This window comes from Streptomyces sp. KL116D, from assembly GCF_030766975.1.
Taxonomy (GTDB): domain Bacteria; phylum Actinomycetota; class Actinomycetes; order Streptomycetales; family Streptomycetaceae; genus Streptomyces; species Streptomyces longispororuber_A.
The window spans coordinates 119,170-132,558 of record NZ_JASERH010000138.1 but is presented as its reverse complement, the minus strand read 5'-3'; the positions used below and the strand labels follow the sequence as shown (position 1 = coordinate 132,558).

At 73.2% G+C, this 13,389-nt stretch carries 17 protein-coding genes; 13 read left to right on the top strand and 4 right to left on the bottom strand.

The genetic code is table 11. The features are described 5' to 3' along the window. Positions 1 to 63: 63 nt before the first annotated feature. From RBJ77_RS53725 to RBJ77_RS53715, 3 genes are all read right to left on the bottom strand, one after another. Entirely contained in the window at positions 64 to 558 is a 495-nt protein-coding gene (locus RBJ77_RS53725; RefSeq protein ID WP_372351695.1) for a two-component system response regulator, read from the bottom strand. A gap of 66 nt (positions 559 to 624) precedes the next feature. Beyond that, the gene (locus RBJ77_RS53720; protein WP_255977607.1) at positions 625 to 783 is read right to left on the bottom strand and encodes a hypothetical protein; all 159 of its coding nucleotides are present in this window, start codon (positions 781 to 783) and stop codon (positions 625 to 627) included. Positions 784 to 927: 144 nt separating this feature from the next. Continuing rightward, positions 928 to 1,329 (bottom strand): VOC family protein, encoded by a 402-nt coding sequence (locus tag RBJ77_RS53715; RefSeq protein ID WP_372351694.1) that lies wholly within the window; start codon positions 1,327 to 1,329, stop codon positions 928 to 930. A 133-nt stretch (positions 1,330 to 1,462) separates the two neighbouring features. On the opposite strand from RBJ77_RS53715, the gene RBJ77_RS53710 reads away from it, so the two are divergent. Beyond that, the gene (locus RBJ77_RS53710; RefSeq protein ID WP_372351693.1) at positions 1,463 to 3,256 is read left to right on the top strand and encodes a thiamine pyrophosphate-requiring protein; all 1,794 of its coding nucleotides are present in this window, start codon (positions 1,463 to 1,465) and stop codon (positions 3,254 to 3,256) included. Between the two features lie 15 nt (positions 3,257 to 3,271). On the opposite strand, the gene RBJ77_RS53705 is transcribed toward RBJ77_RS53710, so the two are convergent. Next, positions 3,272 to 4,231: a cation diffusion facilitator family transporter gene (locus tag RBJ77_RS53705; protein WP_372351692.1), complete on the bottom strand. Its 960-nt coding sequence runs from the start codon at positions 4,229 to 4,231 to the stop codon at positions 3,272 to 3,274. 64 nt (positions 4,232 to 4,295) lie between these two features. Here RBJ77_RS53705 and RBJ77_RS53700 point away from each other — a divergent pair, with 64 nt between their 5' ends. The 12 genes from RBJ77_RS53700 (at position 4,296) to RBJ77_RS53645 (ending at position 13,262) form a co-directional block, all read left to right on the top strand. Further along, positions 4,296 to 4,466 (top strand): hydrophobic protein, encoded by a 171-nt coding sequence (locus RBJ77_RS53700; RefSeq protein WP_372351691.1) that lies wholly within the window; start codon positions 4,296 to 4,298, stop codon positions 4,464 to 4,466. Between the two features lie 148 nt (positions 4,467 to 4,614). Then, positions 4,615 to 4,959 (top strand): hypothetical protein, encoded by a 345-nt coding sequence (locus tag RBJ77_RS53695; RefSeq protein ID WP_372351690.1) that lies wholly within the window; start codon positions 4,615 to 4,617, stop codon positions 4,957 to 4,959. Further along, a complete protein-coding gene (locus RBJ77_RS53690; protein ID WP_372351689.1) occupies positions 4,956 to 5,234 on the top strand; it encodes a monovalent cation/H+ antiporter complex subunit F in 279 nt (92 codons plus the stop codon). Before RBJ77_RS53695 ends, RBJ77_RS53690 begins: the two co-directional genes overlap by 4 nt. A 1-nt stretch (position 5,235) precedes the next feature. Beyond that, positions 5,236 to 5,544, top strand: coding sequence for a monovalent cation/H(+) antiporter subunit G (locus RBJ77_RS53685; RefSeq protein WP_372351688.1), 309 nt, complete (start codon positions 5,236 to 5,238; stop codon positions 5,542 to 5,544). Further along, positions 5,541 to 5,813 (top strand): hydrogenase subunit MbhD domain-containing protein, encoded by a 273-nt coding sequence (locus RBJ77_RS53680; protein ID WP_372351687.1) that lies wholly within the window; start codon positions 5,541 to 5,543, stop codon positions 5,811 to 5,813. The genes RBJ77_RS53685 and RBJ77_RS53680 overlap by 4 nt, the downstream gene beginning before the upstream one ends. Then, complete coding sequence (locus tag RBJ77_RS53675; RefSeq protein ID WP_372351686.1) at positions 5,810 to 6,553, top strand: MnhB domain-containing protein; 744 nt, start codon at positions 5,810 to 5,812, stop codon at positions 6,551 to 6,553. Before RBJ77_RS53680 ends, RBJ77_RS53675 begins: the two co-directional genes overlap by 4 nt. Further along, complete coding sequence (locus tag RBJ77_RS53670) at positions 6,550 to 6,894, top strand: sodium:proton antiporter (RefSeq protein WP_372351685.1); 345 nt, start codon at positions 6,550 to 6,552, stop codon at positions 6,892 to 6,894. Before RBJ77_RS53675 ends, RBJ77_RS53670 begins: the two co-directional genes overlap by 4 nt. A gap of 51 nt (positions 6,895 to 6,945) precedes the next feature. Next, positions 6,946 to 8,724, top strand: a complete 1,779-nt coding sequence (locus RBJ77_RS53665) for a complex I subunit 5 family protein (RefSeq protein WP_372351714.1) — start codon at positions 6,946 to 6,948, stop codon at positions 8,722 to 8,724. Positions 8,725 to 8,797: 73 nt separating this feature from the next. Further along, the gene (locus RBJ77_RS53660) at positions 8,798 to 9,766 is read left to right on the top strand and encodes an LLM class F420-dependent oxidoreductase (RefSeq protein WP_372351684.1); all 969 of its coding nucleotides are present in this window, start codon (positions 8,798 to 8,800) and stop codon (positions 9,764 to 9,766) included. A 117-nt stretch (positions 9,767 to 9,883) separates the two neighbouring features. Beyond that, positions 9,884 to 10,462, top strand: coding sequence for a gluconate 2-dehydrogenase subunit 3 family protein (locus RBJ77_RS53655; protein ID WP_372351683.1), 579 nt, complete (start codon positions 9,884 to 9,886; stop codon positions 10,460 to 10,462). Beyond that, positions 10,459 to 12,141, top strand: coding sequence for a GMC family oxidoreductase (locus RBJ77_RS53650; RefSeq protein ID WP_372351682.1), 1,683 nt, complete (start codon positions 10,459 to 10,461; stop codon positions 12,139 to 12,141). The genes RBJ77_RS53655 and RBJ77_RS53650 overlap by 4 nt, the downstream gene beginning before the upstream one ends. Beyond that, entirely contained in the window at positions 12,138 to 13,262 is a 1,125-nt protein-coding gene (locus tag RBJ77_RS53645) for an enolase C-terminal domain-like protein (RefSeq protein WP_372351681.1), read from the top strand. Before RBJ77_RS53650 ends, RBJ77_RS53645 begins: the two co-directional genes overlap by 4 nt. The last annotated feature ends 127 nt before the right edge of the window (positions 13,263 to 13,389 follow it).

The following is a 13,389-nucleotide window of genomic DNA, read 5'->3' as shown; positions in this document are numbered from 1 at the left end:
CCATGACGGAGGTGTGTGGTCCGGATCGGCTGTGACCATGGCCACCAGGGATCGCGGAAGAGGTCAGGCGGGCCGGGGGAGCGGGTGGTCCCCGACGGCCGGCGGCGGGGCGGAGTGCTCCTCCCCGTCGTTCTCGTACGCACGGAGCCTCTCGCGCAGTGCGCGCAGACGCAGGCTCGTCTCGTACAGATAGCGGACCTTCGTCCGCATCACCCACGGCTCCACCGGCTTGACGACGTAGTCGGCGACGCCCAGCTCGAAGGCCTTCAGGGCGAGCGCGGAGTCCTGGCCCGCGCCGGTGATGAGCATGATCGGTATGTCCTGCGTCTGCTCCAGGCGCGCCATGTAGTGGGCCACCTCGAAGCCGCTGACGTCGGGCATCAGGACGTCGAGCAGGACCAGCGCGACGCCGCCGCGCAGGACCGCCTTGAGCGCGTCGTCGCCGGACGACGCGCGGTCCACCGGATACCCCAGCGGAGCCAGGGCGCTCTCCATCGCGAAGAGCGTGTCGTCGCGGTCGTCGACGACGAGGATCTTGGGCCGTGCAGCGGTGGGCATTGCCAAACGCCTCCCCTCGTCGGCACCGACAGCATATGCCGGAACGATGGGGACGGAAGGGGGCGCTCAGTCCTCGCCGCGGACCAGATTCCAGTCCGGATCACGGTCGTTGACGGGCGCGGCGGGTTCTCGTCGGTCGCGGCGCGCCGGGCGGCAGGTGCGGATCCGGCCCTTGACCTCGCGCTTGGTCTCGGCCGGATGGGGAGCGCGCGTCGTGGAGTTCATGATCTGTCCTTTCTGTGGCCGGAATCGATCGGATCGGGCCGGTAGACGCATTTCTGGACAGCCTTTTGGGCGTCACGTGTGTTCGTATACGGGCGGAAGTGATCGCACGGGGCGAACTTCGTTCAGGGATGAGCCCGTTGACCGTCAGTTCGTCTTCGGTGCGGGCTGCTTCGCGCAGTGCACCGCGAACGGGTGCCCGGCCGGATCCGCGTACAGCCGCGTCTCGTTGGGGCCGCGCGCGCCCCGGGTCTCCAGGGGCCGCGCGCCCAGGCCGATGACCTGGCGCTCCACCTCGTCCATGTCGTCCCGGGCCACCAGGAAGTCCAGATGGGCCTGTTGGGAGTCGTCCGGGCGCGGCCAGCTGGCCGGCGCGGCGTTCAGATCGCGGCGGAAGGCCATCCGGGTGCCCTGGCCGCCGATGACGTCGATGCGGTTGCTGCCGGGCGACGAGCTGATCTCCCCGTCGAGCAGCGTCCGGTAGAACTCGGCCAGTTCCTCCGGTTCCGCGCAGTCCAGCACCAGCACTCCCGCCTGCACCAGGCCCATGGCCCCTCCTCGCGTCGACCGGTCCGCCGTGCTGCCCCGAGTACCCCGCGCGGGCCGCGCCAACCGGGTTTCCCGGGCCCGTGGCTGGTCACCCGGCCGTCGGCAGTCCCCATCGACCGGAAGGGTCCCAGGCATGAGCACCAAGGTCGCCGATCACATCCTGAGCCGACTGCGCGCCTGGGGCGTGGAGCAGGTCTTCGGCTATCCGGGCGACGGCATCAACGGCCTGCTCGCCGCCTGGGGCAGGGCCGACAACCGGCCCGAGTTCGTGCAGGCGCGGCACGAGGAGATGGCCGCCCTGGAGGCGGTCGGCTACGCCAAGTTCAGCGGTCGCCTCGGCGTCTGCGTCGCCACCTCGGGGCCCGGCGCCATCCACCTGCTCAACGGGCTCTACGACGCCAAGCTCGACCACGTGCCGGTGCTCGCGATCGTCGGGCAGACCGCGCGCAGCGCGATGGGCGGCTCCTGCCAGCAGGAGGTCGACCTGCACACCCTGTTCAAGGACGTCGCCTCCGACTTCGTGGAGACCGTCACCGTGCCCGAACAGCTGCCGAACGTGCTCGACCGCGCCGTGCGCACCGCGTACGCGCGCCGGGCGCCCACGGCGGTGATCGTCCCCGGTGACGTGCAGGACCTCGACCACACCCCGCCGCCGCACGCCTTCAAGATGGTGCCCTCCAGCCTCGACCGCAGCTCGTGGACCGCGCAGCCCTCGCAGGAGGCGCTGGAACGGGCCGCCGACGTGCTCAACGCGGGCGACAAGGTGGCGATCCTCGTCGGACAGGGCGCGGCCGGCGCGCAGCGGGAAGTCTGCGAGATCGCCGAACTGCTCGGCGCCGGCGTGGGCAAGGCGCTGCTCGGCAAGGACGTGCTCTCCGACCTCATCCCCTACGTGACGGGCGCGATGGGGCTGCTCGGCACCCGCCCCTCCTACGAACTCATGCGGGACTGCGACACGCTGCTCACCATCGGGTCCAGCTTCCCGTACTCCCAGTTCCTGCCGGACTTCGGCTCGGCGCGCGGCGTCCAGATCGACATCGACCCGCACATGATCGGCATGCGCTACCCGTACGAGGTGAACCTCGTCGGCGACTCCCGCGCCACCCTGCGCCGGCTCCTGCCGCTGCTGCACCGCAACGAGGGCCGGGACTGGCACGAGCAGGTCTGTGTGAACGTCGCCCGCTGGCACGAGGTCATGGAGCGGCGCGCCGCGCTGAGCGCCGACCCGGTCAACCCCGAGCACGTGGCCCGCGCCCTGGACCCGCTGCTGCCCGACGACGCGATCGTCACCTCCGACTCCGGCTCCGCCGCCAACTGGTACGCCCGGCACATCTCGATGCGCGGCACCATGCGCGGCTCCCTGTCCGGCACGCTCGCCACCATGGGCTGTGGCGTCCCCTACGCCATCGGCGCCAAGTACGCGCACCCCGACCGCCCGGTCGTCGCGCTGGTCGGCGACGGCGCCATGCAGATGAACGGCCTCGCCGAACTGATTACGGCCGCCAAGTACCGGCACCGCTGGTCCGACCCGCGGCTCGTCGTCGGCGTCCTCAACAACCGCGACCTGAACCAGGTGACCTGGGAGCTGCGGGCGATGGGCGGATCCCCTTCGTTCCTGCCGTCGCAGGAGCTCCCGGACGTCGACCACGCGGCGTTCGCCCGGCAGCTGGGACTCACCGGCATCCGCGTGGAGAAGCCCGACGACGTCACCGACGCCTGGCGGGCCGCCCTCGACGCCGACGGCCCGGCGGTCGTCGACTTCCGCACCGACCCGTCCGTGCCGCCCGTCCCGCCGCACGCCACCTGGGACCAGATGGAGTCCACCGCCGAGGCGATCCTCAAGGGGGACCCGCAGCGCACCGACGTCGTCAAGCAGGGGTTCAAGGCGAAGGTCCAGGAGTTCCTGCCGGGCCGCAAGCACGGCTGAGCGCCTCGGGACGGCTCAGGCGGGGCGTTCGTCCCGCACCCGCCGCGGCGCCTCCACGACGTCGAGGAACACCTGGTCGGCCTCCGGCCACCGCTCCTGCACCGCCCGCTTGATGCGCTCGCTCACCAGCTCCAGGCGCTCGCTGTCGATGCCGGGGACGAGGTCGACGCGGGCCGCGACGAGCGTCGAGTGCAGACCCAGGCGCATCGTGTGCAGCGCCGCCAGGTAGTCGATCTCCGGCTGGGACGTGAGCAGTTCACGGATACCGCGGTGCAGCTCGGGGTCGGCGGCCTCGCCGATCAGCTGGTCGCGGGCGCTGCGGCCCAGGCTGAAGGCGACGTACACCAGGAGCAGTCCGATCGTCAGCGACGCCGCCGCCTCCCAGACGATGTCGCCGGTCACCATGTGCGCCACCATGCCGCCCGCGGCGAGGAGCACCCCGATCACCGCCGTGCCGTCCTCGGCGACGACCGTGCGCAGCGCCGGGTCGGAACCGATGCCTTCGCCGGGCTGGGCGCGGACCTGGTGCAGGGCCCGGGCCAGCGAACTGCCCTCGGCGAGCAGCGCCACCCCGAGGACCGCGAGCCCCGCGACGTACCCCGTGCGCGACTCCTCCCCGCCCCCCTGCGTCAGCGCCTCGAACCCCTGGAAGAACGAGAAGCAGCCGCCCATCACGAAGATGCCCACGGCGGCCAGCAGGGACCAGAAGAAGCGCTCCTTGCCGTACCCGAAGGGGTGCCTGCGGTCGGCGGGCCTGCGGCTGCGGCGCAGCGCCGCGAGCAGGAACACCTCGTTGAGGCTGTCGGCCACCGAATGCGCGGCCTCGGAGAGGAGCGCCGGCGAGCCGGCGAACAGTCCGCCGATCGCCTTGGCCACGGCGATGACCAGATTGGCGGCGAGCGCCACCAGGACCGTGAGCCGCGTCCTGCGGTCCTCGGAGTCGGCCGGCGGATTCTTCTGGGAATTATCAGTCACGTCTTCAACTCACGGTGTATGAGGGAAATTTCTGGGGACTCGAAGTGCCGAGGAGGTATTCATCGTGATTGCTGTCCTGTTGGTTCTGCTGCTCGCGCTGATTCTTTTCGGTGCGGGATTCGCCGTGAAACTGCTGTGGTGGGTGGCGCTGGCCGTCCTGGTCGTCTGGCTGCTCGGATTCCTGCTCCGTGGCACGACAGCGAGCGGATCGAGGTCGCGTTGGTATCGTTGGTGAGTAACCGGACGCCGGTGCCGTAAACCCCTTGGGAAACCCCTTGGAGAGGTCGCAATTGATCCGCGAATTGACGGTCTGGACAGTTGTCTCGACCGTTCTGTACCTCGTTCTCATCAGCACCGTCGAACCGCTGGAAATCGCAGTGGGCGTGGGTGTCGCCGTCCTCGCGGGCGTCGCCGCCCGCGCCGCGCGCCGGGCCGGCGGCGCGCGGATCGGCGGCGGTGCCCGGTGGGCCGGGGCCGTGGTGGCCTGGCCGGGCACGCTGGTCACGGACACCGCCCGTCTGGTCGCGGCGGTGGTCCGTACGCTGCGGGGACGTCCGGTCGAGGGGACCTTCCGCACGGTGCGGCTCGCGCCCGGCGTCGGGAACGCCTGGGCGTGCGTGCTGCTCTCGGCGAGTCCAGGGGCTTGTGTCGTCGGCGGGGACGACCGCGAGGTGCGCACGCACGTGCTCGTCGACGAACCCTCCGCACTGGAGAGGGCCCTGAGATGACGATGTGGGCGTGGGCGTGCGTGGTGCTCGCCGTCGGCGGCCTCGCCCCGAGCGCGCTCCTCGCCCTGCGCGGCTCGCCGCTGGACCGAACGGCCGCGCTGACCCTCGCCTCGACCGTCGCCACGGCGCTGTTCCTGGCCTTCGCCCAGGCCGTCGGCCGGACCTCGTACACGGATCTCGCACTCGTCCTCGCCCTGCTCGGGCCCATCGGTGTCCTGGTGTTCACCCGGTGCGTGCCGCTCGGCCGGGACGGCGACGGCGACGGCGAGGACTGACATGGCGATCCGGCACGTGTGCGCGCTGGTCCTTCTGGGGGCCGGCGCGCTGGTGCTGCTGGTGTCGGTCCTCGCCTTCGTGGTGCTGCCCCGCCCGTTCGCCCGGTTGCACGCCCTCTCCCCGGCGAGTTCACTGGGCCTGCCGCTGGTCGCCCTGGCGTCGGCGGTGGAGACCGGACCCGGCAGGGCCGCCCTGAAGCTCCTGTTCATCGCGGGTGTCGCGGCCTTCGCCGGCAGCGTCACCACCATGGCCCTGGCCCGGGCGCGGCAGGAGGAGGCGGCCGCGCCCGGGTGGAAGGAACCCTCATGAGCCACACCCTCTCCGACGTCCTCCTGGTCACGCTGCTCACCCTCGTCGCCTGTGCGGCCACCGGCGCGGCGGTGACCCGCGACCCGGTGCGCCAGGCCCCCGTCCTGGCACTGCTCGGTCTGCTCCTGGCCGTGCTGTTCGCCCTGTTCCAGGCGCCGGACGTCGCGCTGTCGCAACTCGCCGTGGGGACCGCGGTGACCCCGCTGCTGATCCTCCTGACGGCCCGTAAGACCCGTGCCCGTCGCCGGGGCAGCCGGGACGAGCGGTGAGCCGACGCGCCCGGATCCTCCTGTTCCTCGGCGCGGCGCTCGCCCTGGGTACCTGCTTCGCCGCCGCCTGCTTCCAGCTGCCGCCCTTCGGGTCCGACGAACACCCCTACGGGGAAAGGGCGTTGGCGGCGTCGCTGCGGCAGCACACGGCCAACGCCGTCGCCTCGGTCACCTTCGACCAGCGCGGCTTCGACACGCTCGGCGAGGAGTCCCTCCTGTTCGCCTCGGTCGTCGGCGCCACCGTGCTGCTGCGCCGCGCCCGCGACGAGCACACCCGCCCGGCCCGGCCGGCCGCGGTCCTCCCCTCGGTCCGCCTCCTCGGCGCGCTGCTGATGCCGGTCGTCCTGGTCTGCGGCGGCTACGTCGTGGCACACGGTCAGCTCACCCCGGGCGGTGGCTTCCAGGGCGGCGTCATCCTCGCCACCGGACTCCATCTGGCGTACATCGCCGCCGACTACCGGGCACTGCGCCGGGTGCGGCCCCTCGCGTTCCTGGACGCCGCCGACGCGGTGGCCGCCGGGGCGTTCGCCGTGCTCGGCCTCGCCGGGCTGTTCGTCGCCGGCGCCTATCTGGAGAACGTGCTGCCGCTCGGCACCCTGCGCGACCTGGCGTCCGGCGGACTCGTCCCCCTCGTGAACGCGGCCGTCGGCATGGAGGTCGCCTCCGGGGTGATCGTCCTGATCGCCCAGTTCCTCCAGCAGGACATCGAGCTGGAGGACGAAGGAGGTGCGCGGACGTGACCGTGGTGCCGTACCTGTTCGCCGGCTGGATCCTGCTCGTGGGGCTCTACGGGATGGTGACCAGCCGCGACCTCATCCACACCGTCGGCTGTCTGTCGGTCGCCCAGTCCTCGACCTACGTGCTGCTGCTCGCCGTCGGATACCGCGACCACGCCACCGCCCCCGTCTTCGGCGACACCGGGATCCACACCCCCGTCACCGACCCGGTCGTCCAGGCCCTCGCCCTGACCGACGTGGTCGTCGGCGCCACCGTGACCGCCCTCCTGCTCGCCCTCGTCGTACAGATCGGCAAACGGCACGGCACCACCGACCCCGACGCCCTCGGCGAACTGCGGGGCTGACCCCACGTGCCGCCCACCGAAGCCCTGCTGCCCCTCGCGGTCGCCGTTCCGATGCTGGGGGCCGCGCTGCTCGTGGCCGCCGGGCGATGGCTGCCGCGGCTCGCGGCGGACGCGCTCGCCGCCCTGGCGGCCGCCCTGACCGCCGGCGTCCTCGCGCTCCTGTGGTCGCGCACCGGAGGGGACGAGCGGGCCGTGTCGTGGGTGGGCGGCTGGCGGCCCCGGCACGGCGAGAGCGTCGGGATCGTGCTGGTGGGCGAGCGGATCGGGATCGGCATCGCGCTGCTCGCCGCCGTCCTCGTGCTGGCCGTGATCGCCTACTCCTGGCGGTACTTCAGCGAACCACCGCGCCGGCACGGCGGCGTCTTCCCGGCGCTCGTGCTGCTCTTCGAGGCGGGCATGTGCGGATTCGCGCTCACCGGCGACCTGTTCAACGCGTTCGTGTTCTTCGAACTGATGGGCGTCGCCGCGTGCGCCCTGACCGGCTATCGCATCGAGGACCCCCGTCCGCTGCAGGGCGCGCTGACCTTCGGGGTCGCCAACTCCGTCGCCGCCTACGTGATGCTGCTCGGCATCGGACTGCTGTACGCGCGCACCGGTGAACTGGGCTTCGCGCAGATCGGGCACGCACTCGACGCGCGCCACGGCGGACCCGACCCGCTCGTGGCCTGTGCGGCGGCCCTCGTCGTCGCCGGACTCCTGGTGAAGGCGGCGTCCGTGCCCTTCCACTTCTGGCTGCCCGACGCGCACACCGTCGCGCCCAGCCCGGTGTGCATGCTGCTGTCCGGCGTGATGGTCGAACTCGGCGTGTACGGCGTGGTCCGCGTGCACACCGTGGTGTTCGCGGGCCCCGGCGGCGTACCGACGACCGTGTACGAGACGGTCATGGTGGCCCTCGGCACGGCGACGGCGCTGGTCGGCGCGGTGATGTGCTGGCAGCAGCGGCACCTCAAACGGCTGCTCGCGTTCTCCACCGTCGCGCACACCGGACTCTTCCTCGCGGGCCTCGCCGTGCTCACGCCCGAAGGCGCCGCCGGCACGGCCGTCTACGTCGCCGGGCACGCCGGAACGAAGGCCGCGCTGTTCGCCCTGGCCGGGGTGGTCCTCGACCGGTTCGGCTCGGTCGACGAGCGCGAGCTGCACGGGCGCGGCCGCCGAATCCCCTGGGTGGGCGCGCAGTTCGCGATCGGCGGGCTGCTGCTCGCCGGGCTGCCCCCGCTCGGCCCGGGTCTGGGCAAGGCGCTCACCGAGCACGCGGCGGGGGAGACGCGCCCGTGGCTGCCCGTCGTCTACGTGCTCGTGTCCGCGGTCACCGGGGGCGCCGTACTGCGCTTCGTCCTCCGGGTCTTCGGGGGCGTGGGGGAGCCGTCACCCGGAGCCCGCGAGGAGATCAGCGGATCGGACGAGGAGCCGGAGACGACCGGTTCCGGGCGCCGCATCCCCGTGCCCATGCTCGTCGTGCCCGCGCTTCTCCTGGCGGCGTCGGCGGCCTGGGGCGTACTGCCCGCGGCGGCCCGCTCGCTGTCGGAGGCGGCGGTCGCCTTCGCCGACCGCGACGGATACCTCGCCCAGGTGCTCGACACCGCCGTCGTACCACCGCGGTTGCTGCCGCCGCCGGACACGGCGTGGACGGTTTCCGGGGTGCTCCTCGGCCTCCTGTCCACGGCGGGAGCCGTGGCGCTCGCCGGGCTCGCCGTGCGACGGCCCGGGTGGGGCGCACGGCGCCTCGTGCACCCCCTGGTGCGCTTGCACTCCGGACGCCTCGGCGATCAAGTGGCCTGGCTGGTCGCGGGTGCCGCGCTGCTCGCGGTGATCTTCGTCGGGACGGTGTGAGCGGGGTTTCCCCGACGGCCCGAGGGTTACCCGACAGGCCCTGGACCGCCCGCACCGTCCTCTGGAGGAACTCATGGCCGAGTACGGCTACTTCCTGGCGTCGGAGGAATTCGGGCCGCACGAACTCGTCGAGCAGGCCCGGATGGCCGAGCAGGCCGGGTTCGACTGCCTGTGGATCTCCGACCACTACCACCCGTGGAACGACGCCCAGGGCCAGAGCCCCTTCGTGTGGTCGGTGATCGGTGCCCTCGCCGAGGCGGTGTCGCTGCCGGTGGAGACCGCCGTCACCTGCCCCACCGTGCGCATCCACCCGGCCGTCCTCGCCCAGGCCGTCGCCACCGCCGCCGTCCTCCTGGACGGCCGGTTCCGGTTCGGCGTCGGCACCGGCGAAGCCCTCAACGAGCACGTCCTGGGCGGCCACTGGCCCTCCGCGCACGTCCGCGCGGAGATGCTGGAGGAGGCCGTCGGGATCGTCCGCCGCCTCCTCGACGGCGGCGAGGTCACCCACCGCGGCGAGCACTACACCGTCGAGAACGCGCGCGTGTACACGCTGCCCGACGAGCCCGTCCCCATCGACGTCTCCGGCTTCGGCCCGCAGGCCACCGCGCTCGCCGCCCGGATCGGCGACGGCTACATCACGATGGGCGCGGACGAGGAACTGGTCACCCAGTTCCGCAAGGGCGGCGGCGGGGCGAAACTCGTCAGCGGCGGCACCAAGGTCTGCCACGGACCCGACCGGGACGCCGCCGTGCGCCGCGTGCACGGCCTGTGGGCCAACCAGCTGCTGCCCGGCGAACTGGGCCAGATCCTGCCCACGCCACGCCACTTCGAGCAGGCCTCCTCCCTCGTGACCGAGGAGATGGTGGCCGACTCCGTGCCGTGCGGCCCCGACCCGGACGTGCACGTCGCCGCACTCGGCGCCTTCGCCGAGGCCGGCTTCGACCGGGTGTACGTCAGCCAGATCGGCCCCGACCAGCGGGAGTTCTTCGACTTCTACCGTACGAAGGTGCTGCCGCAGCTCAGGAACGGCGGCGGCCGGTGAAGCGGGGCAGGGCCCACTGCACCATCGAACTCGGGCCGCCCCTGTTCGCCCCGCTCCTCATGAGCATGGCCGGCGGCACGGGCCTGCTCGCGTCCGTCCTGCGGAGGGAGCGCTGACATGGCCCGCGGGAACCGGGGCGTCCTCGGACAGCGGCACACCTGGGACAGCGCCACCCAGAGCGTCGTCCTCGCCCGGCTCGGACCGCGCCCGCCGCTGCACTTCTTCACCCCGGCCGAGGAGGCGACCGCCCGGCCGCTGCTCGACCAGCTCCTCGCCCAGTGGGGCGAACCCCGGGTCCCCGTACTGGAGTCGATCGACGCCCGCCTCACCGAGGGCGTCACCGACGGCTGGCGGTTCGCCGACATGCCGGAGGACGGCGCCGCCTGGCGCGCCTCCCTCGCCGCCCTCGACGCGGACGCCTCCCTGCGCCACGAGGGCCGCGGCTACGCCGGACTGACCTGCGGCGACCAGTACCGGCTGCTGCGCCACGTGCAGGACCTCGGCTCCGCCGGCCAGGACTGGTACGGCCTGTCCGCAGCCCACATCTGGACCCTGTGGACCCGCTACGCCTGCGCCGCCTACTACGCGCACCCCGGTACCTGGGACGAGATCGGCTTCGGCGGCCCCGCCCACCCGCGCGGCTACCCGCGGCTGGGCCGGGACGCCCGCGACCCCTGGGAGGAGCCGCACCCATGACCGGATGGTGGGCGACGCTGCGCGAGATCGCCCGGCCGCAGCGCGACGTGAAGGCCCGCAACGCCTCGGCGTGGCTGCTGCCGAACGACGACGCACGGTTCGACCGGCACCTCGTCGACCGGATGCGGACGTTCGACGACTCCGACGAGGTCGACCTCGTCGTCATCGGCTGCGGCGCCGGCGGCGGCGTCCTCACCCAGCGCATGGCGCACGCCGGCTGGCGCGTCGTCTGCCTGGAGGCGGGCCCCTTCTGGGACATCGAGCACGACCGGGTCGGCGACGAGGCGGGCTCCCACCACCTGTACCGGAACGAACCCCGCGTCGTCGACGGCGACCACCCCGTCCCGCTCGGCGCCAACGACTCCGTTCGCGGCGTGGGCGGTTCGATGGGGCACTTCGCCTTCTACGCGCCACGCCTGCACCCCTCCGACTTCCGCACCCGCTCGACCGACGGCGTGGGCGTCGACTGGCCGATCGACTACCCGGACCTCGCCCCCCACTACGTACGCCTGGAACGCGAACTGCCCGTCGCCGGCCAGTACTGGCCCTGGGGCGACCCGCACCCCTACCCGCACCCGGGACACCCCGTCGGCGGCACCGGGCAGGTGCTCCTCGACGGCTGCGCGGCCCTCGGCATCGAGGCGCGCGTCGGGCCCGTCGCCATCACCGACGGCCGCTTCGGCACCCGGCCGCACTGCGTCCACCGCGGCTCCTGCCCCCAGGGCTGCAAGGCCGACGCGAAGGCGTCCCCGCTCATCACCCACGTCCCCGACGCCCTCGCGCACGGCGCCGAGATCCGCGCCGACAGCACGGCCACCCGCATCGAGACCGACGGCAACGGCCTCGCCACCGGCGTCCGGTACGTCCGCGGCGGCCGCGAACACCTCCAGCGGGCCCGCCAGGTCGCCGTCGCCGGCTGCTCCGTCGAGACGCCGCGGCTGCTCCTCAACTCCGGTCTGTGCAACGAGCACGACCAGGTCGGCCGCTACGTGATGGTGCAGGGCGCACCGCAGACCGCGGGCCGCTTCGCGGACGAGATCCGCAGGGACAAGGGGCCGCCGCCCGAGGCCGGTTCGGAGCAGTTCTACGAGACCGACCCGGCGAAGCCGTACCGGCGCGGCTTCTCGATCCAGACGGTCTCCCCGCTGCCCGTCACCTGGGCCGAGCACGTCACCGCGCAGGGCCACTGGGGCGCGGACCTGCGCGCCTACATGAGGGACCACCCGCACTGGGCCGTCGCCGGCGCGCTCTGCGAGTTCCTGCCGCAGGCCGCCAACCGGGTCCGCCTCGCCGACGAGACCGACCGGCACGGACTGCCCGTCGCCCGCTTCACGCACAGCCGCTGCGCCAACGACGACCTGCTCGTGGACGCCGCCCGCACCGTCATGGAAGACGTCCTGCGCGCCGCCGGCGCCACCGAGCTCATGACCGTCGAGCGCTACGCCCACCTCGGCGGCGGCTGCCGCATGGGCACCGACCCCCGGCACGCCGTGGTCGACGCCGACCTGAGGTCCTTCTCGGTCCGCAACCTGCTCGTCACCGACGGCAGCGTGCTGCCCACCCAGGGCAGCGCCAACCCCGCCCTGACCGTCATGGCCCTCGCCGACCGCGCGGCGACCCATCTCACCGAGGGCGCCCGCGCGGGCCGCCGCGCCCCCGAGACCCCGGTGCGCAGATGATCACCCCGAAGACCGCGACCACCTGTCTGCCCGTCGAGCGCCTCGACGTCAGCGCCTACACCGTGCCCACCGACGCCCCCGAGGCCGACGGCACCCTCGCCTGGGACACCACCACCGCCGTCCTGGTCGAGGCGCACGCCGCCGACCAGACCGGCACCGGCTGGACGTACGCGCCGCCGGCCGCCGCCGACGTCGTGCGCGACCAACTCGCCCCGCACGTCCGCCGGTTCGACGCCTTCGACATCCCCGCCGCGCACGACCGCCTGTGCCGCGCCGTCCGCAACGCGGGCCGCCCCGGCATCGCGTCCTGCGCGATCTCCGCCGTCGACCTCGCCCTGTGGGACCTCAAGGCCCGCCTCATGGACGTCCCGCTCGTCCGGCTGCTCGGCGCGGCCCGCGAGGCCGTGCCCGTGTACGGCAGCGGCGGCTTCACCACGTACCACGACACGCATCTGGCCGCCCAGCTCAGCGGCTGGGTGCACGGCCAGCACATCCCCCGCGTCAAGATCAAGGTCGGCGAGGCGTGCGGCCGGGCCGCCCAGCGCGACCTGCAGCGCGTGCGCCACGCCCGCCAGGTCGTCGGCTCCCAGGCCGAGCTGTACGTCGACGCCAACGGCGGCTACAACCGCAAGCAGTCCGTCCGGGTCGGCGAGGCGTTCGCCGCACAGGGCGTCGGCTGGTTCGAGGAACCCGTCTCCTCCGACGACCTGGCCGGCCTGCGCCTGGTCCGCGACGCCCTCGTCTGCGACGTCACGGCGGGCGAGTACGGCTACGACCTCCCGTACTTCGCCCGCCTGATCACCGCGGGCGCCGTCGACTGCCTCCAGGTCGACGCCACCCGCTGCGGCGGCCCCACCGGCTTCCTGCGGGCGGCGGCCCTCGCCCAGGCGCACGGCCTGGAGGTCTCGGCCCACGGCGCCCCGCACGCCCACGCCGACGTCGCGGCGTGCGTGCCGAACCTGCGGCACGTGGAGTGGTTCCACGACCACGTGCGCGTGGAGTCGATGTTCTTCGGCGGTGTCCTTGACCCGACGGGCGGCTGTGTCCGGCCGGGCAGGAACGGACCGGGACACGGACTGGTGCTGAGGGGAGAGGAGATCGAGGAGTACCGCGTGGCGTGACGCGTCCCGGGAGGTCTCGTCCAGGGGCGGGCCCGTCCGGATGTCGAGGGTGGCCGAGGGCCGGGCGCGTAACGACCAGGCGCCCGGGTACCCGCCCGCTCCGCACCCGAGACGGAGGGCACAGCGT

Excerpts from the sequence above, each read along its gene's own strand:
- RBJ77_RS53725 (WP_372351695.1), bottom strand. The coding sequence starts at position 558 with ATGCCCACCGCTGCACGGCCCAAGATCCTCGTCGTCGACGACCGCGAC.
- RBJ77_RS53655 (WP_372351683.1), top strand. The coding sequence starts at position 9,884 with ATGGCCCGCGGGAACCGGGGCGTCCTCGGACAGCGGCACACCTGGGAC.
- RBJ77_RS53715 (WP_372351694.1), bottom strand. The coding sequence starts at position 1,329 with ATGGGCCTGGTGCAGGCGGGAGTGCTGGTGCTGGACTGCGCGGAACCG.
- RBJ77_RS53685 (WP_372351688.1), top strand. The coding sequence starts at position 5,236 with ATGGCGATCCGGCACGTGTGCGCGCTGGTCCTTCTGGGGGCCGGCGCG.
- RBJ77_RS53720 (WP_255977607.1), bottom strand. The coding sequence starts at position 783 with ATGAACTCCACGACGCGCGCTCCCCATCCGGCCGAGACCAAGCGCGAG.
- RBJ77_RS53645 (WP_372351681.1), top strand. The coding sequence starts at position 12,138 with ATGATCACCCCGAAGACCGCGACCACCTGTCTGCCCGTCGAGCGCCTC.
- RBJ77_RS53650 (WP_372351682.1), top strand. The coding sequence starts at position 10,459 with ATGACCGGATGGTGGGCGACGCTGCGCGAGATCGCCCGGCCGCAGCGC.
- RBJ77_RS53690 (WP_372351689.1), top strand. The coding sequence starts at position 4,956 with ATGACGATGTGGGCGTGGGCGTGCGTGGTGCTCGCCGTCGGCGGCCTC.
- RBJ77_RS53680 (WP_372351687.1), top strand. The coding sequence starts at position 5,541 with ATGAGCCACACCCTCTCCGACGTCCTCCTGGTCACGCTGCTCACCCTC.
- RBJ77_RS53665 (WP_372351714.1), top strand. The coding sequence starts at position 6,946 with ATGCTGGGGGCCGCGCTGCTCGTGGCCGCCGGGCGATGGCTGCCGCGG.
- RBJ77_RS53660 (WP_372351684.1), top strand. The coding sequence starts at position 8,798 with ATGGCCGAGTACGGCTACTTCCTGGCGTCGGAGGAATTCGGGCCGCAC.
- RBJ77_RS53710 (WP_372351693.1), top strand. The coding sequence starts at position 1,463 with ATGAGCACCAAGGTCGCCGATCACATCCTGAGCCGACTGCGCGCCTGG.